Source organism: Nitrospira sp. BLG_1, assembly GCF_047338595.1.
Lineage (GTDB): Bacteria > Nitrospirota > Nitrospiria > Nitrospirales > Nitrospiraceae > Nitrospira_D.
Genome location: NZ_JBLFBO010000002.1, coordinates 25,794 through 43,702, shown reverse-complemented (window position 1 = coordinate 43,702; position 17,909 = coordinate 25,794). Strand labels below are relative to the sequence as shown.

16 protein-coding genes are annotated in these 17,909 nt (G+C 55.4%); all 16 read left to right on the top strand.

Annotated features, from left to right (window positions below):
• Positions 1-75: 75 nt before the first annotated feature.
• Positions 76-2,139: a sigma 54-interacting transcriptional regulator gene (locus ACMTNU_RS02345; RefSeq protein ID WP_413933591.1), complete on the top strand. Its 2,064-nt coding sequence runs from the start codon at positions 76-78 to the stop codon at positions 2,137-2,139.
• Between the two features lie 280 nt (positions 2,140-2,419).
• The gene (locus ACMTNU_RS02340; RefSeq protein ID WP_413933590.1) at positions 2,420-3,154 is read left to right on the top strand and encodes a DUF3313 domain-containing protein; all 735 of its coding nucleotides are present in this window, start codon (positions 2,420-2,422) and stop codon (positions 3,152-3,154) included.
• Between the two features lie 62 nt (positions 3,155-3,216).
• Positions 3,217-4,206, top strand: coding sequence for a hypothetical protein (locus tag ACMTNU_RS02335; RefSeq protein ID WP_413933589.1), 990 nt, complete (start codon positions 3,217-3,219; stop codon positions 4,204-4,206).
• Positions 4,207-4,271: 65 nt separating this feature from the next.
• Positions 4,272-4,988: a class I SAM-dependent methyltransferase gene (locus ACMTNU_RS02330; protein WP_413933588.1), complete on the top strand. Its 717-nt coding sequence runs from the start codon at positions 4,272-4,274 to the stop codon at positions 4,986-4,988.
• Between the two features lie 66 nt (positions 4,989-5,054).
• Positions 5,055-5,438: a YybH family protein gene (locus tag ACMTNU_RS02325; RefSeq protein ID WP_413933587.1), complete on the top strand. Its 384-nt coding sequence runs from the start codon at positions 5,055-5,057 to the stop codon at positions 5,436-5,438.
• A gap of 51 nt (positions 5,439-5,489) precedes the next feature.
• Positions 5,490-6,026 carry a hypothetical protein gene (locus ACMTNU_RS02320; RefSeq protein ID WP_413933586.1) on the top strand — a complete coding sequence of 179 codons (537 nt, stop codon included), beginning with the start codon at positions 5,490-5,492 and terminating at the stop codon, positions 6,024-6,026.
• Positions 6,027-6,270: 244 nt separating this feature from the next.
• Positions 6,271-7,830 carry a sigma 54-interacting transcriptional regulator gene (locus ACMTNU_RS02315; protein WP_413933585.1) on the top strand — a complete coding sequence of 520 codons (1,560 nt, stop codon included), beginning with the start codon at positions 6,271-6,273 and terminating at the stop codon, positions 7,828-7,830.
• A 168-nt stretch (positions 7,831-7,998) separates the two neighbouring features.
• Positions 7,999-8,289: a type II toxin-antitoxin system RelE/ParE family toxin gene (locus ACMTNU_RS02310; RefSeq protein WP_413933584.1), complete on the top strand. Its 291-nt coding sequence runs from the start codon at positions 7,999-8,001 to the stop codon at positions 8,287-8,289.
• Between the two features lie 12 nt (positions 8,290-8,301).
• A complete protein-coding gene (locus ACMTNU_RS02305) occupies positions 8,302-8,601 on the top strand; it encodes a HigA family addiction module antitoxin (protein WP_413933583.1) in 300 nt (99 codons plus the stop codon).
• A 420-nt stretch (positions 8,602-9,021) separates the two neighbouring features.
• Positions 9,022-9,636 (top strand): TetR/AcrR family transcriptional regulator, encoded by a 615-nt coding sequence (locus ACMTNU_RS02300; protein WP_413933582.1) that lies wholly within the window; start codon positions 9,022-9,024, stop codon positions 9,634-9,636.
• A 4-nt stretch (positions 9,637-9,640) separates the two neighbouring features.
• Positions 9,641-10,624 (top strand): HlyD family secretion protein, encoded by a 984-nt coding sequence (locus tag ACMTNU_RS02295; protein WP_413933581.1) that lies wholly within the window; start codon positions 9,641-9,643, stop codon positions 10,622-10,624.
• Positions 10,621-11,562, top strand: coding sequence for an ABC transporter ATP-binding protein (locus ACMTNU_RS02290; protein ID WP_413933580.1), 942 nt, complete (start codon positions 10,621-10,623; stop codon positions 11,560-11,562). The genes ACMTNU_RS02295 and ACMTNU_RS02290 overlap by 4 nt, the downstream gene beginning before the upstream one ends.
• Positions 11,559-12,701, top strand: coding sequence for an ABC transporter permease (locus ACMTNU_RS02285; RefSeq protein WP_413933579.1), 1,143 nt, complete (start codon positions 11,559-11,561; stop codon positions 12,699-12,701). The genes ACMTNU_RS02290 and ACMTNU_RS02285 overlap by 4 nt, the downstream gene beginning before the upstream one ends.
• A gap of 374 nt (positions 12,702-13,075) precedes the next feature.
• On the top strand, positions 13,076-13,396 hold the full coding sequence (locus tag ACMTNU_RS02280) for a hypothetical protein (protein WP_413933578.1): 321 nt from the start codon (positions 13,076-13,078) through the stop codon (positions 13,394-13,396).
• A gap of 157 nt (positions 13,397-13,553) precedes the next feature.
• The gene (locus ACMTNU_RS02275) at positions 13,554-14,729 is read left to right on the top strand and encodes an efflux RND transporter periplasmic adaptor subunit (protein WP_413933577.1); all 1,176 of its coding nucleotides are present in this window, start codon (positions 13,554-13,556) and stop codon (positions 14,727-14,729) included.
• A 9-nt stretch (positions 14,730-14,738) separates the two neighbouring features.
• On the top strand, positions 14,739-17,909 hold the full coding sequence (locus ACMTNU_RS02270; protein ID WP_413933576.1) for a multidrug efflux RND transporter permease subunit: 3,171 nt from the start codon (positions 14,739-14,741) through the stop codon (positions 17,907-17,909).

Sequence of the window (17,909 nt, the reverse complement as noted above, 5' to 3'; positions counted from 1 at the left end):
TGTGTGAAGGGTCGGTTGGAAGAGGTAGCTGAGAGAAGTATATAATTCTGCCCCGTCGCTTCGGGGAGAGATGTGATGTCTGAGGCCGATCCCCTGGCTGAACAGTATCGCGCCCTGCTGGAGGTATCCGAAGCCATTGCGGCGCACCATGATCTGACTGAATTGTTCCGTGCTCTCGCCCAACGCCTTCCCCGCGTGCTCAAGTTCTCATCCATCGTGCTGGCGCTGCATGATCCGAGCAAGAATGTCATGCGCCTGCATGTGCTGGAAGACCCGCGGCCCATGCCGGTGTCACCCGGTCTCGAATTTCCCGTCGAAGACGTTCCAGGCGGTTGGGTGTGGCAGCATCAACAGCCCTTGATCTGTCACAACCTCGACCAAGAGACGCGATTTCCCAAAGTGATGCCGATGATTCGCCAGGCGGGTATTTGGTCATTGTGCATAGTTCCTCTGACATCAGCGCGTGAGCAGCTGGGTGCGATAGGCGTCGGAAGTCTGGAAGCCCATTACTACGGACAAGCCGAGATCGACTTTCTCCAACAGGTCGCGAAGCAAGTGGCAGTCGCGGTGGAGAACACGCTGAACTTCGAGCGTGTGCATCAGGCTGAGAAGGAGATGCGGCGTCAGTATGAGCGCGAGCGTTTGATGCTGGAGATCAATAATGCCGTGGTGTCGCACCTCGGTCTGCGTGACCTCCTCAAGGCTATTTCTTTCAGCCTGCGTCCCGTCATTCCTCATGATGCGGCACTGTTGACACTTCATGAGCCAGGAGGCGATCAACTTCGCCTTCATGCCCTGGATTTGCACATGTTCGGCACGGTTCCCTTTGAAGAGGGCGTACTCATTTCGCTGCACGATACACCCGAAGGGCAGGCCATTGCCTCACGGCAACCGGTGTTGGTTGGTCCCGTTGTTGATTTGACGCGATTTTCTTCCCCCTGGGTCCTGCACGCGGTTCGGAATGGCGTGAGATCGGGCTGTGCTGTCCCCCTGATCACACACAACCGTACCGTCGGGGCGCTGAGTGTCGTGAGTGCACATGAAAATGCGTTCGGTGAGGCGGATGCCGTGCTGCTCAGCCAATGCGGCAAGCAAATCGCCATTGCGGTCGAGAATGTACTTGCCTATCAGGAAATCGCAACTCTGAAAGACAAATTGAACAAAGAAAAGCTCTATCTCGAAGGCGAAATCCGGAGCGAGTTGAACTTTGAGGAAATTATCGGGGAGAGCTCCTCGATTAAGAAGGTTCTGAAGCAGGTCGACATCGTTGCGCCCACGGACTCGACGGTACTGATTCTTGGCGAGACGGGCACAGGGAAAGAGCTGCTGGCCCGCGCCATCCACGACCGAAGCAAGCGCCGCGAACGGACCTTTGTGAAACTGAACTGTGCTGCGATCCCCACAGGACTGCTTGAGAGCGAGTTGTTTGGTCATGAGCGGGGGGCCTTTACTGGAGCGATTGCCACCAAAGTGGGACGGTTCGAGCTGGCAGATGGAGGCACCCTCTTCCTCGACGAGGTGGGCGATATTCCCCTTGAACTCCAGTCCAAGTTGCTTCGCGTGCTTCAGGAACAGGAGTTCGAACGACTCGGTAGTACGAGAACCATCAAGGTCAGTGTACGGCTCCTCGCGGCTACGAATCGGGACCTTGCAGATATGGTGGAGAATAAGCTCTTTCGGAGCGACCTGTATTATCGGTTGAATGTGTTTCCGCTCACCGTGCCAGCGCTGCGAGACCGACGTCAGGATATTCCTCTTCTCGTTCGGTATTTCGCTCAACAGTTAGCACGCCGCATGGATAAGACCATCGACACGATTCCCACCGAGACCCTCACGGCGTTGTCCCGTTACAGCTGGCCGGGAAACATTCGTGAGCTGGAAAACTTAATCGAGCGGGCCGTTATTCTCACACAAGGTACAGCACTCTATGTCCCACTGGCCGAACTGAAACAGCGCACCGGAGACGGGATTCCACCTCCCGCAACATTGGAGGAAACGGAGCGGGAACACATCTTGAGAATCCTCAAATCAACCAAGTGGGTGATCGGCGGTCCGACCGGCGCGGCAGCCCAGCTCGGCATGAAACGAACGACCCTCCAGTCCAAGATGCAGCGGCTCGGTATCGCCCGCCCCGTTTGATGCCGATTGCTTCGGCACTTGCCGACGGTTAGGCAAATACGTTCGTCAGTGAAGCCCTCCTCATGTAGCCACGATCTCCGTTCAGTCTAACAATCCATTGTTTTATCAATAGCCTTCAGCGAGTGGTGCAGAGTCGTCAGCATCGGCACACTCTGTGCGATACCCATACCGTGTGATGTGCAGGAGCATAATGGTTGGAATTCAGAGACGCCGGTAAGAGAACGGACAATAGTTGATGACCAGTACCCGTCACAATCAAACCCTGGAAGGAATAGTCATCATGGTACGCATCCAAGTCGTACTGGTGATTGCGATGGCAGGCTTATTCAGCGGCTGCGTGTCAACTGAGCAAGCGAGAAACGTTCAACTGTTGGGGTTCACGACCGACTCTCAGGCCGCACCCCAGACCGATCATGAAGGTGGAGGATCACAAGGGTACCGTTATCCGACAGTCAACTGGTCAGCGTACAACACCGTCCTGTTACAGCCTGTGACTATTCGAGAAGGATTGTTGTCCAAACTCCGTGTCCAAGAGCGCCGTGATCTTCTCCTGCTTGCCGGCTCGTTTGAAGACGACCTCCATCTCAAACTGTCAAAGGATTACAACATGGTCGAAAGGCCGATGACAGGGACACTGCTCATTCAGGTGGCGATCAGGCATATGGAGGAGCGTTCGACGGTGCCGGCTATATGGGCCCGCGTGGCCCGCGAGCTACAGGCAGTTGCCACGGTTTATACCCTCGCCGGAAATCCTCCATTTACTGGAGAGGTCGCGGCTGAGTTCACGATCTGTGATGCCCAGACAGGTGAACTTCTTGTTGCCGGCGTCGACTGGCGCGTGGGCCGGCAAGATCTCTTTGTCGATGGAAAGGTTTTCAATCCGTGGGGCCGCGTTAAGAACAGGCTTGAATTTTGGGCGGACCTGTCTGTCTACCGACTTTGTGTCTTACGTGGTGCATCAGACTGTGTAGAGCCACAGATCCCCTCAGTGAATCAAATTCAGCGTAGGAGCTAAATGAAACGGTTGTCCGTTCAACCGATCGAATGGAGAGAACAGATCACACCTTATGGAGGGTTATGATGGAACTTAAACTGCCGAATTCGGAACAAGCTTATTTGGGATTGCGGGCCATGAAGACTGTTGCCATGGCTGATGGGGCGCTCGATGCCTCCGAGCATCACATGTTGGAATCCATCCAGCAAATATTCGGCACGACACATGACCTGGAGCGCCTTGTTCCTATCACGCCTGGAGAGTTGGCCCGATCGTTTCCCGATCCGCAGCTCAGGAGGCAGCTCGTGCAAGGGCTCGTGATCATGACCTTGATCGATGGAAAGGCCGGCCAAAAAGAAACAGATCTTGTTGAACAATTTGCACAAGCACTGGAGGTTGATGCCCCTGAGGTGAAGAACCTGCGGCATGTCCTGAAGGGAGAAATTCTCCAGCTTCGCCTTGATCTGGTGCGCCGGTTCTGGTTGCGGCAAAAGGCGATCGAGGCCTGGAACAAGGAGGGAATCAGAGGGCTCTACAAGTTTGTTCGGGGGATGATGGGACGGTATAAAAACAAGGAATTAGCAGCTCGCTACCAGGGGTTGGAACATTATCCGCCTGGTTCCTTGGGTCGTTCCCTTTGGGAATATTGGCATGCAAACAGCTTTGCGCTTCCCGGTCAAAAGGGTGGCGCACCAGAACAGATCCTCTTTCATGACTGTGCTCATGTCTTGTCCGGTTACGGAACGGCTCCGGAAGAAGAAGTCCAGGTCGCCTGCTTCAGCGCAGGCTTCCAACGCCGCGAGCCGTGGATGTTCGTGTTCTTTGTCCTGCTGCAATTTCATGTGGGCATCCGCATGACTCCTATCACCAAGGCACGGATGGGAAAGTTCGATCCGTTGAAGGCGATGATCGCCATTCGCCGAGGCGCGGCAATGACGGTGGACCTGAACGACGGCTGGGACTACTGGCCGGTGATGGGTGAACAGGTTGTGGAACTCCGCAGACGATACAATATTTTGCCAGCCGAGGCCTTCATGCCTCTGGAGCAGGAGGTAATCATGGTTGGGGTCTAAGCGGACTCGTGTATGCGGGATAGCCCGTGGTTGGATAACTCGTGACATCCATAAAGGAGATGGTGATGACATCAGCTAATCGTTACGCAACATCGTGGGAGAATTTTTGGAGTGCGACGACTGGGGCACCGGGAGAAATCTTTTGGGATGCCGATCCGACTCATGCCGCCCAACAAGACTTAGCGTTATTCAAGGCCTATGCAAATTCACAACTCCCGTTGATTGATCTCGGGTGCGGAAACGGTACGCAAACACGATATCTGGCCAATCATTTCGCCAAAGTCATTGGCGCAGAGATTGCCCATGCTGCCGTCCAACTGGCTGAACGGACGAATGGAGCAGCCAACGTCACGTACCGTGTTCTCGATGTGCTGCGACCTGATGATGCACAACACCTCTACGACGAAATCGGTGATGCCAACGTCTACATGAGGGCAGTGTTGCATCAACTGTCTCCGACGGACCATGCGACAGCCGTTCAGTCGATCGAGCGGTTGCTGGGAAAGAAAGGAATTCTGTATTTGGTCGAACTCTCATCCGCGGCAGAGCCTTTCTTCGCGAAGCTGATTGCGGAGTATGGGCCACCTCCCGGTCTGGCGCGGGTATTTCAACATCAGATTACGCCAGGAATGCTGCACGACAATAACCTGGACTCGCTGTTTCCCTCCGATCGATTTAGGCTGCTTGGCCAGGGCCCGAGTCATATACGCACCGTGCACAGTCTCCCAACTGGTGAAGTGGTCAAAGTCCCAGCCTTCTATGCCATCTTTCGACGGCGATAGGGTTTGGATGGGAGAGGGTACAGAAATGATGGAACGTCGTGAAGAGATATGAAGGAAGGAGGATGCATGGAAACGTCGAGCCCGCTCAATGTGATTACACAACTTGTCATCGCGATGAATGCACAGGATCTGGAAACAGCCATGACTTTGTTTGAGCCTGGTGCCTCGTTCGTGATGAAACCTGGCGTTGTCGTCAGCGGAACCGCTGGGATCCGTCAAGCTTTGGAAGGATTCATGGCGCTGAAACCGACGCTCACCATCGAAACGCAGCGGATCGTGCAGGCAGGCGATGTCGCGCAGTACTGTGCCCGCTGGAGCATCAACGGAATCAATCCAGCGGGAGCTGCCGTGCAACTCGGTGGGCGATCATCTAGCATCCTGCGTCGACAGTCCAATGGGAAGTGGTTGTTCCTCGTGGATAACCCGTGGGGGACAGACATTGTCGTATAGCGAACCCGAAGTGTGTGGTTGAACACATCAGTCAAACTGAAAGGAGCTGTTATGAAGATCATATGTAACTTTATCGTCGTGATAGGCATGGTGGTTGGTCTTGCTGGAAGCAAAGATGCTTTGGCCTCGGCGAAGAATCTTGAGGCTGGATTTGCGAGTACGAGCTGGATGGGCAGCGGAGAGGTCCATAATCTCCCGGATGGGGGACAGGTCATCAACGCCATCGTCAAAGGTGTGATGATTGTCCGCCATTCGAATGGGGCGGTTGGTGGGATTGTCCACACGGCCCAACTCGAGTGTCCGATTCGCGTCACCCTCAACAAAACGAATGATCGCAGAACCTATTTCGGGCTCTGCACGATTCTTGCCCACGATGGCAAAGACGTGGGTTACGCTGAGTGGAAATGTGCAGGGGGGCTTATGGAGTGTGAGGGCCAGTTTACGTTTACAGGCGGGGCAGGTGGATTCAGCGGAATCTCGGGAACAACTCCATTTTTCAGCCGAATTGTCTTCGAGAAGCTTGAGGCAAGCAATGCGCGGGCCGTTGGCTATGCATACTGGCCGAATCTCACGGTGGCCTTGCCCTGAGGGATCCATACACTAAGCATGAGGCCATTACTAACGAAGTAGCAGAGATTTGCTGTGGCTGTCTTCTGTGATTAGTGAGACATATATGTTGATTGAGCCGACGGCAAAGAGGGGCAGAAGACGCGGAGATGGTCGAATAGCGAGCAATAGGACCGGCATCGCCGGCGCTGATTACAGAGCAATAGTGGTCTTCATCGCCAGGTGATGCCATGGTGGTGGTCACCTCTTGAGCAGTCCAAGGGCGATGGTTCATACTGCTCTACCTATGGACCGATCGCCCATCTCTCCTTGTGAAACGTTAGCAGAACGGTATCAAGCCCTGCTGGAAGTCGCGCAGGCTATTTCAGCGCATCGAGATCTCGACGAACTCTTTCGGGAGATTGCCCAGCGCCTGCCTCGCGTGGTGCGAGTCAATTTCGTCGGGCTCTCCTTGTATGATCCCATCAAGAACATGATGCGGTTGCACACCGTTCAGGCCAATGTGCCGGCCGATCTGGTCGGCGGGCATGAGGAGTCTCTTGATGAGACGCCGGCTGGATTGGTCTGGCAGACCCAACAGTCTGTGCTGGTCCCGGATGTCTCCGCTGAAACGCGATGGCCCAAGGTTCTCCGTTGTATGCAGGAAGATGAGTCCCGCTCATTCTGCTTCGTGCCGCTGACCACGGGAGCACGTCGGTTGGGGGCGATGGGATTTGTGAGTTTGGAGAAAGAGGCTTATAGCGAAGCAGACCTGGAGTTCCTTCAACAAGTGGCAAATCCGGTCGCCGTCGCCGTGGAGAATGCGCTGGCGTTTCAAGAGATCGCTCAACTTAAGGACAAACTAGCGAAGGAAAAACTGTATCTGGAAGAGGAACTTCGGCTTGAGCACGGATTTGAGGACATCATCGGCGACAGTGATGCCCTCAAGCAGGTCCTCAAACAAGTAGAGGTTGTGGCGCCGACCGATTCGACGGTCTTGATTCAAGGCGAAACCGGCACCGGGAAGGAGCTCATTGCCAGGGCCATCCATCGACTCAGTGGACGTAACGAACGGACGTTCGTGAAGCTGAATTGTGCGGCGATTCCTACTGGGCTTCTGGAGAGCGAGCTGTTCGGGCATGAGCGAGGGGCTTTTACCGGCGCCATCATGCAGAAAGCCGGACGATTTGAGCTGGCCGATAAAGGCACGATCTTCCTCGATGAAGTGGGGGAAATCCCGCTGGAGCTGCAATCGAAATTGCTTCGCGTGTTGCAGGAGCAGGAATTTGAGCGCTTGGGGAGTACCAAGACGATCCGGGTGAACGTGCGGCTAATTGCGGCGACGAACCGGGATCTCAGAGCTATGGTGGAGGCGAAGCAGTTTCGCAGCGACCTCTACTATCGGCTGAATGTGTTTCCGGTGACCGTGCCGCCGTTACGTGAGCGACGGGAAGACATTCCAACCCTGGTCCGGTATTTCACGCAGCACTATGCGGGCCGAATGAAAAAGAACATTCAGGCCGTGCCTGCCAAGACGCTGGAGATCTTGTCTCACTATGCCTGGCCAGGCAATGTCCGTGAGTTGGAAAACCTCGTGGAACGGTCGGTCATCCTCACGCAAGGAACCGACCTACAAGTCCCAATCAGTGAGCTGCAGACGACGAGTGACTCAACGAGCTTTTCCATGACGGCCCTTGAAGAGGCCGAACGTGACCATATCTTGCGTGCTCTGCAAGAAACGAAGTGGGTCGTTGGGGGCGCCGCCGGAGCCGCCGCTCGTTTGGGCGTGAAACGCACCACGCTCCAATCCAAGATGCAGAAATTCGGCATCACCCGTCCTGAGTAGCGCCGGCCTTCAGTGATTTTCTCGGTGTGGTTGAGCCAGAGAGAGTGTTGGCCGGCAAAACCGGGTCTGTCTTCATGCGGTATGTACCATTCAAGGTCGGACTCCAGAGGCGTATAAGGCGGGCAGCTTCTTTTTGACAAGTGTTACGTTACAAGATACAGTCTTCCGGTGAAGATACGGAACTTTCTGCATAAAGGTCTGCAACGGCTGTACTTGGAAGGCAACGCCAAGGGCGTGCCGCCCGAGACCGTAGACAAGCTGCGGAAGATGGTCGCGTTTCTGGAGGCAATGGGCAGCGCCGACGAAGTCCGCGCCCTCACTGCATGGAAACCGCACACGTTGACCGGCGACCGAAAGGGCACGGTCAGCTTGAGCGTGACGCGCAACCGCCGCTTGACGTTCCGAGTGGATGCAGTAGAGCAAGAAATCTATGACGTGAATTTAGAGGATTATCACTGAAAGGGGATGACCATGACGATGAAAAACCCGCCGCACCCGGGCGATTTTATCCGTACTGAGATTATTCAACCAGCGGGCTTGTCTGTCACCGCCGCCGCCGTTGTGCTGGACGTGTCACGTCCTGCCCTCTCGAATGTATTGAACGGCAAGGCCGACCTGACCGGCGATATGGCCTTGCGGATCGAAAAGGCCTTCGGTGTGAAAATGGACACGCTCATGCGGATGCAGTCCAACTATGATATTGCGGAGGCCCGCCGCCGTGAGAAAAGCATTAAGGGCGTGCGGCGTTTTCATGCGGCGATGTACCCGTGAGTGTTTCAAAAAAAAGGTAAATTTGCAACATCCTCGGAAGTCGCTTAAACATTGGGGCTTGCGTGTTTCAAAAGTCTGTTTCGCGTTAATGAGGGGTGATTTTAGGTTTTTAGGTGATCTACGGTTCGTCTCCGAAAAAAACAATGCTTTTGCATCAAGCGAGATGAGCCCATCGAAAATAATGGAGGAACCACACGCATAAGAATTCTGACAATCCAGAAGGTTATCACGATCTTAAGGCACACAGAATCCATTTTTTGAAATGACCCCACATAGACCTTCTTTGTAAACCCCTCAATCATCCCATAGAGCATTCCCTCACCAGACCGTAGTGGTCATAGTCTTCATGGCGAATGATTTGACAAGCTAGCAAGGAAACTGGTAGTACGGTAAAAGTTTCTCAGGTATCTCAGTTCTCCTATGCCGACCCGAAAGCCAAAATCGCAAGAGCCATCACTCGATCAGGCTGCTGTTCGAAGAGTGGTCGCCGTGGCGCGTCGCCAATTTCTTGTCCACGGATTTCGCTCTGTGAGCATGGATGACCTCGCAGCTGAATTGGGTATGAGTAAGAAGACGCTCTATGTGGCGTTTCCGAGCAAGACCGCTCTGATTGAGGCCGTGTTGAAGGACAAATTCAAAGAGGTTGAACGGGATCTTGAGCAGGTGGCGAAGGTTCAAGCTGCCAATGTCGGAAGCGCACTCCATCAGCTCCTCGACTGCGTACAGCGACATACGGCAGAAATTCAACCGGCATTTGTGCGCGACATTGGGCGCGAATCCCCGGAACTGTTTCAGTTGGTTGAGCAGAAACGCCGCGGGCTGATCCGACGGTACTTCGGTGGACTGTTCGAAGACGGCAAAAAAAGTGGCGCGATCAGGAGTGACATCCCGACTCACCTTATCATCGAAATCTTGCTGGGTGCCGTCCAATCCATCATGAATCCAACCAAACTAGTGGAGTTGGGGCTCACGGTGGAACAGGGTTATTCATCGATCATTCGACTTGTCCTGGAAGGGGCACTGCAAAGGCCGTGACGTGATGAGTCAAAAGCTTTCTGGTCGGCTTCTTTCCAGGACACTGGTCTTTCTCATGTTCAGTGTCCTGACCGGCTGCGACAAGGCCCCCGTTGATCTGGTTCAGGGCTATGTCGAAGGGGAGTATGTCTATGTGGCGTCACCCTACGGCGGAGCTCTAGCCACTCTATCAGTGCGGCGAGGAACAGAGGTGGCGGCTGGTGATGCGCTGTTCGCTCTCGAGCACATCTCAGAGAAAGCAGCAAGAGATGAAGCGGAACGGAAATTGAGCCAAGCCCGAGCGAATCTGGAAGATCGGAGAAAGGGGAAACGACCCTCCGAGATTGCTTCTCTTCGGGCACAGCTCCAGCAAGCGCAAGCAGCATTGCAGCTGTCGCTCCGTGAAGTGGCTCGTCAGGAAGGGCTTGCAGCCGTACCTGGTGCGGCGGTGGAGGTTGAGGTGGACCGGGCCAGATCAGCGCGGGATCAAAACCAGCAGAGAGTCTCCCAGCTTGAAGCGGATTTAAATACAGCACTGTTGGGTTCTCGCACGGATCAAGTCACTGCGGCCGAAGCGGAGGTTCGAGCAAAGGAGGCAGTACTCGCCAAGGCAGAGTGGGATCTTGCACAAAAGCGTCAGCTTGCACCCAAGACTGGGTTAGTCTTTGACACGTTGTATCGGGAGGGTGAATGGGTGCCGGCAGGCCGACCTGTCGTCGTGCTGCTGCCTCCTGACCATATCAAGGTGCGAGTCTTTGTGTCTCAACTGAGACTTGGCGCGATCAGGCTCGATGATGCAGTGCAGGTGATGGTAGATGGAATGCAGGGCTCCCTTCCAGGAAAGGTCAGTTACATTTCGCCGAAAGCGGAATATACGCCGCCGATGCTCTATAGCCAGGGTAGTCGTGACAAGCTAGTTTTTATGGTCGAAGTGCTATTCGAGCAGACTGTTGCAGTGAAGTTACATCCAGGTCAGCCGGTGGACGTGCAATTCAGGGGGATTCAATGACCGCTGTCGTCGAGAGACAGGAATTGGCCATTGATGTGAGCGGGATGACCAAGCGGTTCGGGAGGCGCACCGTGGTCGATCACATTGGGCTGCAAGTACGTCGCGGGGAGATTTACGGATTTCTCGGTCCGAACGGCAGCGGTAAGACGACATTTATTCGGATGCTCTGCGGGCTTCTCCGAGCGGACGAAGGCAGCGGGACCTGTCTAGGCCATGACGTCATTCGTCAGAGCGATGCCATTAAGGCCGCTGTGGGCTACATGACTCAGCGGTTCAGTTTCTACGAGGATCTGAGCATTGAGGAGAATCTGGACTTCGTGGCACGCATGTTCGGAATTCCTGATCGACGTGCTGCGGTGGCACGAAGTCTTGAACGGTTGGGATTGGCCGGTCGTCGAGAGCAGCTGGCCGGTCAACTCTCGGGTGGGTGGAAGCAGCGGCTTGCACTGGCTGCCTGCTTGATCCATCAACCACGACTGTTGTTGCTCGATGAACCGACTGCGGGGGTCGACCCGAAAGCCAGACGAGAATTCTGGGAACAGATCCATGAGTTGGCTGCAGATGGACTGACGTTTCTGATTACCACCCATTACATGGATGAAGCCGAGCGTTGCCATCGGCTGGCCTATATTTCGTACGGCAAGTTGCTCGCCAATGGGACCGTTTCCGATGTGATTCAACAGGCACGGCTGACGACCTGGTCGGTCAGCGGTCCACATCTCCATCAACTCGCGGTGGAGCTCCGTCGACAGCCGGCGGTGCAACAGGCGGTGGCGTTCGGAGATCGGCTCCATGTGAGTGGTGCCGATCCGGTTGCGCTGGAAACGGCACTGGCTGCATTTCGCACCGGTCCCTATGTGTGGCATCGGGTCGACACAGGGCTTGAAGATGTGTTCATCCACCTGATGGAACAGTCGTCGGACAATTTCGCATCATGAAGATCCATGTGCCATTCGCACTCTCCCGATTCTGGGCCATCGTGGTGAAGGAATTCATTCAAATGCGCCGCGATCGCATCACATTCGGGATGATGATTGGGGTGCCATTAATCCAGCTTGTCCTCTTCGGCTTCGCGATCAACGCCGATCCGAAACATCTGCCGACGGCGGTGTTGCTGGCTGACTATGGCGCCCAAGGGCGAACTCTTTTGCAGGCGATTCGCAACAGCACCTACTTCGAGTTTGTTCGGGAGGTCACGACTGAGCAGGAAGCTGAAGATGTGTTGTCGCGAGGGGAAGCACAGTTCGTGATCAATATCCCCCCGAACTTCTCGCGTGATCTACTTCGGGGCGAGCGACCAGCGATACTCGTCGAAGCTGATGCGACCGATCCAGCCGCAACAAGCAATGCCATCGGTTCACTACGGGTTTTGATGGCAAAGGCCCTTCAGCAGGATCTGCGGGGGCCACTCGAGCATCTGGTTGGAGGCCAGGATCCAATCGAGCTGCGTGTTCATGCCCGCTATAACCCGGAAGCCATCACGCAATACAACATCGTGCCTGGGCTGATGGGAGTGGTGCTGACCATGACGATGGTGATGATCACCGGTCTGGCCATCACTCGTGAGCGGGAACGTGGGACGATGGAGAATCTTTTGTCGATGCCCACGAAACCGTTTGAGGTCATGATCGGCAAAGTGTTGCCCTATATCCTCATCGGGTATATCCAGGTCATCCTCATTCTCCTGGCGGCTCATTTCCTATTCGGTGTGCCGGTGTACGGCAATATTCCAATGCTGTTCCTGGCGGCACTCATCTTTATCGTGGCCAATTTGGCGATGGGGATCACGTTTTCCACCTTGGCACAGAACCAGTTGCAGGCCATGCAGCTCTCGTTCTTTTTCTTTTTGCCCTCGCTCCTGTTATCCGGATTCATGTTCCCGTTCAGGGGCATGCCTCAATGGGCGCAATCGATCGGCGAGATGCTGCCGCTGACGCATTTTCTACGAATCGTCAGGGGGATCATGTTGAAGGGGAACGGGGTCGAAGAGGCGGTGTTGCAACTTTGGCAGATCGCGCTGTTCGCCGTCGTCGTGTTGGTGATTGGAGTGAAGCGGTATCGACAGACGCTGGATTAGCAGGAGGCTGTACATGAGTGAAGCGTAGCTCGTGAAGCGTCGTTCGCCTGTGGAGTGAGAGGTGCGAACCATGAGGTGTGGAGGGGGCTATGCTAAATACCCATCTCGAGTTGGCTAGGAACTTCGTTGAGCGATGTGCGAAGGGGACTGGTGCCGATACGTCGGCACGGTGCCGGTTGGACGGCAGCATTCATCATGGTCTCACGTGGTCATGTGCCTATCTGAGAGATGGTGCTCATTGTATTCAATGACTTCGCTTAAGCCACTGCCCTGTCCGTCGCTGGAACATAAGTTGCGATACGGCATGAGTGAAACCAGTCTTGAGGTGCGGACCTCGAGGAGTAGCGGGCCTGGTGAATGGGAGTCGGTAGACTGTGCTCAAGATCACAAGCCAACTAGATCCGGCGAGAGAAGACATGTCGCTTGTTCTGGAAGGGCGTCTTGCTGGTCCTTGGGTCGAGGAGCTCAGGACCTATTGCCCACGAGTACTTGGAACTCAGCAGCGCTGTACCATGATTGATTTAACCGGTGTGACATTTGTTGATGCTGAGGGCAAGACGCTCTTGGCTCAGTTGTGGCAGCAGGGAGTGGAACTGCAGGCCTCCGGCTGCTTGATCCGCTGCCTGGTCGAGGACATTACGAAGGTCGGTCGGACTGCGTGCGGAGGGCCGCACGGGAGCAAGAGGTTGTCGTGATTGTGCAGCAGGATTGTGATGCCGGGTTCTTTGTCATGCTGGCGATCGGCGCTGAGGCTTGTCTGGCTTGGGCTTGCCGCCGTTACAAGGCTCTGGGTAGAATGCTTCGTTTGTCCTTCCGAGAAACTGTTACGGAATGAAGTATAAGGTAGGGAACATGCAGATAGAGCGTCGGATCATACCACAACTCTCCTCCTGTCTTGTCTTTGCGGTGATCGCGTTGTCGACTGGCTGTAAACAGGAGGCCGGTTCAATGCCGGCGCAGCCGATGCCTCAAGTAGAAGTCGTCACGGTTCAAACCCAAGTTGTTCCCGATGAACCGGAGTTTATCGGTCGAGCAGAAGCCTCCCGTCCGGTTGAGATCCGATCCCAAGTCACGGGAATTTTGAAGGCGGTGCTCTATCCCGAAGGGCGTGATGTGAAGAAGGGGGAGCGGTTGTATCAAATCGACCCGGTGCCCTTTCGGGCGGCAGTTGCCAGTGCCAAGGCCAAGATCGCACAGGCGGAGGCTCGCGTCGTCCAGGCTCGGCAGGATCTGGCCCGGGTGAAGCCTCTGCTGGCGGAGCAGGCGGTGAGCCAAAAGGATGTCGATGATGCGATCGCGCAAGAGTTATCCGCCCATGCGGCCCTGGAAGGGGCGAAGGCTGACCTCATCAAGGCCCAATTTGACTTGGACAACACACTCATCACTGCGCCGATCAGCGGCATTATCGAACGCAGCCGGTACTATGAAGGGCGGTTGGTCTCAGCGCAGACCGATCTCTTGACCACGATCCATCGGGTCGATCCCATGTACGTGGTCGTGAATGTGCCGGAGACGTTCATTCTGAAACGTCGACGGGACATTGAAGCGAAGCGAATTACGCATCCGGGAGACTATCAATTGCGAGGGCGGCTCACGCTCATGGATGGGACGGTCTATCCCCAGGAAGGCGTGCTCGATCTCCTGGAGCCGGGTTTGCGGGCGGAAACGAGCACGCGCCAAACGCGGATCACCTTTCCGAATCCCGATCGGATCATTCTGCCGGGGCAATTTGTCAAAGTCCGATTCACGGGCGATACGAAAACGAACGCGGTCCTCATCCCACAGCGATCGGTGTTGCAGGGGCCGCAGGGTCCGTTTGTGTTCGTGGTCAACCGTGAAGAAAAGATCGAGATTCGAGACGTCGTGGCATCGGATTGGAAGGGGAATCAGTGGCTCATTGATCACGGCCTGAATACCGGCGATCGGGTGGTCGTCAATGGGATCATGCAGATCGGCCCTGGGGCACCGGTGACTGCGGTTCCTTGGGTTGCCGCCAATACGGACTCAACTCCTTCCCGTCCTCAATAAGGATCAACCGTGATTTCGCATACGTTTATTGATCGGCCGATTTTTGCTTCGGTGGTCTCAATAGTTGTGGTCGTGATGGGATTGCTGGCCATGCAGTTCCTGCCGATCGCGCAGTTTCCAGAAATTACTCCTCCGGTGGTCCAGATCGATGCCGATTACCCCGGTGCCAGCGCCGAAGTCGCGGCGGAAGCCGTCGCACGTCCGATCGAGGTGACCCTGCCGGGTATCGATAATCTGCTGTACTACGAATCGACCAGCAGTAACGACGGACACGTCACGATCAAGCTGACCTTCGAAATCGGTACGAATCCCGACATCGCACAAGTTCAGACACAAAATCGGGAGAAACTCGCCGAACCGCAGCTGCCTCCGGAGGTCGTCCGACAAGGGATCTCGGTCAAAAAGATGTCCCCCGATCTGGTGTTGGTGGTGGCGCTCAAATCGACTGACCCTCGGCACGATGCGGTCTTTCTCTCGAACTATGCCACGCTCCGGATCGTCGATGACCTGAAGCGCGTCAAGGGCGTCGGGGATGCGCTGGTGTTTGGTCAACAAAATTACAGTATGCGGATCATCCTGAACCCGCTCTTGATGGCCAAGCTGGATCTCACCCCGAGTGATATCACGGCCATCATCCGCGAGCAGAATCGTGATTATCCGGCGGGGACGATCGGGCGTGAACCGGCTCCAAAGGGGACGGAGCTGACGATCCCCATCATTACCAAGGGCCGCTTGACCGAGGTCAAGGATTTTGAAGAACTGATTGTGCGCGCCCTTCCCGATGGCTCGACGGTACGCCTCAAGGACGTGGCCCGTATTGAGTTGGGAGCCCAGGCCTATGGCCTCGAAGGTCGATGGAACAGCAAACCGACCACGTTCATCCTCACGATGTTGTCCCCCGGCGCCAATGCGCTTGATACTGTACGGCGCACACGGGCTCAAATGGATGAACTGGCTAAGAATTTCCCTCCCAGTGTGTCCTACGACACGCCTTATGACACCACGCGGTTTATTGAGATTTCGATTAAGGAAGTAGTTAAGACGTTGCTGGAAGCGATGGTACTGGTTGTTTTCGTCGTGTACCTCTTTCTCCAGACTTGGCGGGCCACCATTATTCCCACAGTGGCCGTCCCTGTCTCGCTGATCGGCACGTTTATTGGTCTCTATGCCCTTGGGTTCTCGATCAATACGATCACGCTCTTCGGAATGGTGTTGGCGATCGGGATCGTGGTGGATGACGCGATTGTCGTCGTGGAGAATGTTGAACGGCATATGCGGGAAGGCCGGTTGACGGCGAAAGAGGCGGCCAAGCGGGCGATGAACGAGGTGACTGAGCCGATCATCGCTATTGTGTTGGTGCTCGTGTCCGTCTTTGCTCCGGTCGGTTTCATCGGCGGGATTACCGGGGCTCTCTACAAACAGTTTGCCGCGACGATCGCCATTTCCGTGACGGTCTCAGGATTTGTCGCACTGACGCTGAGCCCTGCACTGTGCGGCGTGGTGCTGACACCCCACCATGGGAGACGGAGAGGATTTTGGGATTGGTTCGATCGCTTGTTCAGCCGGACCCAGGAGGGTTACACACGCGCCACGAGTGCGTTGCTCGTGAGGCCGATTCGTGTCATGGCGGTCTTCGTCCTGTTGCTGATCGCCTCGATCGGACTCTTCGAGAAGTTGCCGAAAAGCTTCCTGCCCGAGGAAGATCAAGGCTATTTCATCGTGATCGCGCAACTTCCTGACGGAGCCTCGAAACAGCGGACGGTTGCGGTGCTCGAACGGGTGGAGCGATTTTTCCAAGCCATTCCGGCTGTCCATTCCACCGATGCACTGACTGGTCAGAATTTCGTCTTCGGGACGAGAGGACCAAACTCTGCGACCATGTTTGTCCCGTTACAACTGTGGGATGAACGGCCTGAGCCTCAGTACCATGCGAAGGCGTTGGTCGGTGCGGCGTATGGAGAGTTTGCAAAAATTCCGGAAGCCCTGCTCCTTGCCTTCAATGCACCGGCTATTCGTGGAGTCGGTTCTGTCGGCGGGTTCTCTGCTCAGATCCAAGATCCCAGCAGCGGCGACTTCAAGAAATTCGCCATGGTGGCGCAGCAGTTCGTCGAACGGGCACAGAAAGAGCCGGCGATCGGACGGGTCGGCACTAATTTCCGCGTCTCCTCACCGAGGCTCTATGCCAATGTAAATCGGGAGCGGGCAAAAGCGTTGGGCGTGCCGATTTCGGATATTTTTGATACGCTCCAGGCGTACTTCGGTAATTTTTACATCAACGATTTCATCAAGTTCGGTCGTGTCTATCATGTGCAGACGGAAGCCGATGCCGAGTTTCGTGCGACACCGCAGAACCTGTCGAACATCTATGTGAGGGCTCAGAGTGCACGCGGGGTCAATATGATTCCGCTCGATACGCTGGTGACGGCGGAATACCAGAGCGGGCCGGATCCCGTGAATCACTTCAATGGGTACAACACGGCGTTACTCTTGGGGGCGGCTGCACCCGGGTTCAGCTCGGGCCAGGCGTTGGAGGCCTTGGAGCGAGTGGCGAAAGAGGTGCTGGTTCCTCAAGGGTATGCCATCGATTGGAGCAATATTTCTTTCCAGGAGCGGCGGGTCGGGGGACAATCCAATCAGGTCTTTGTCATCGGATTGTTGATGGTCTTTCTGGTTCTGGCGGCCCAGTTCGAGAGTTGGGTCGTGCCATTTGCGGTGATTTTGGCCGTTCCATTCGGGATCTTCGGCGCGCTGGTGGCCGTGTGGCTTCGTGGTTTCGAAAACGATCTCTATTTCCAGATCGGTTTGGTGACACTGATCGGTCTCACCGCCAAGAACGCGATTCTGATCGTGGAGTTCGCGAATACCCGATATGAGGCGGGGCGCCCTCTCCTTGAGGCAGTCGTCGAAGCAGCACGGCTGCGTTTCCGACCGATTATCATGACCTCAATGGCGTTCATTTTTGGTATGTTTCCGATGGTCATTGCCAGTGGCGCAGGAGCGGCCAGTCGTCAGTCGATCGGCACCGGTGTGTTGGGTGGGATGTTGGGAGCCACGTTCTTGGCCATCTTTTTTGTTCCCCTATTCTATGTCTTGATTCGGAAGTGGACTCAAGGTAGAGCTCATACCGGTATCGTGGAGACCCAGCTTGCAGAGTCATCGTCACCAGAGGGGAAGGCCTAA

Coding starts and splice junctions, on each gene's coding strand:
- ACMTNU_RS02275 (WP_413933577.1), top strand. CDS start 13,554: ATGCAGATAGAGCGTCGGATCATACCACAACTCTCCTCCTGTCTTGTC.
- ACMTNU_RS02325 (WP_413933587.1), top strand. CDS start 5,055: ATGGAAACGTCGAGCCCGCTCAATGTGATTACACAACTTGTCATCGCG.
- ACMTNU_RS02295 (WP_413933581.1), top strand. CDS start 9,641: ATGAGTCAAAAGCTTTCTGGTCGGCTTCTTTCCAGGACACTGGTCTTT.
- ACMTNU_RS02300 (WP_413933582.1), top strand. CDS start 9,022: ATGCCGACCCGAAAGCCAAAATCGCAAGAGCCATCACTCGATCAGGCT.
- ACMTNU_RS02320 (WP_413933586.1), top strand. CDS start 5,490: ATGAAGATCATATGTAACTTTATCGTCGTGATAGGCATGGTGGTTGGT.
- ACMTNU_RS02340 (WP_413933590.1), top strand. CDS start 2,420: ATGGTACGCATCCAAGTCGTACTGGTGATTGCGATGGCAGGCTTATTC.
- ACMTNU_RS02335 (WP_413933589.1), top strand. CDS start 3,217: ATGATGGAACTTAAACTGCCGAATTCGGAACAAGCTTATTTGGGATTG.
- ACMTNU_RS02285 (WP_413933579.1), top strand. CDS start 11,559: ATGAAGATCCATGTGCCATTCGCACTCTCCCGATTCTGGGCCATCGTG.
- ACMTNU_RS02345 (WP_413933591.1), top strand. CDS start 76: ATGTCTGAGGCCGATCCCCTGGCTGAACAGTATCGCGCCCTGCTGGAG.
- ACMTNU_RS02290 (WP_413933580.1), top strand. CDS start 10,621: ATGACCGCTGTCGTCGAGAGACAGGAATTGGCCATTGATGTGAGCGGG.
- ACMTNU_RS02315 (WP_413933585.1), top strand. CDS start 6,271: ATGGTTCATACTGCTCTACCTATGGACCGATCGCCCATCTCTCCTTGT.
- ACMTNU_RS02330 (WP_413933588.1), top strand. CDS start 4,272: ATGACATCAGCTAATCGTTACGCAACATCGTGGGAGAATTTTTGGAGT.
- ACMTNU_RS02305 (WP_413933583.1), top strand. CDS start 8,302: ATGACGATGAAAAACCCGCCGCACCCGGGCGATTTTATCCGTACTGAG.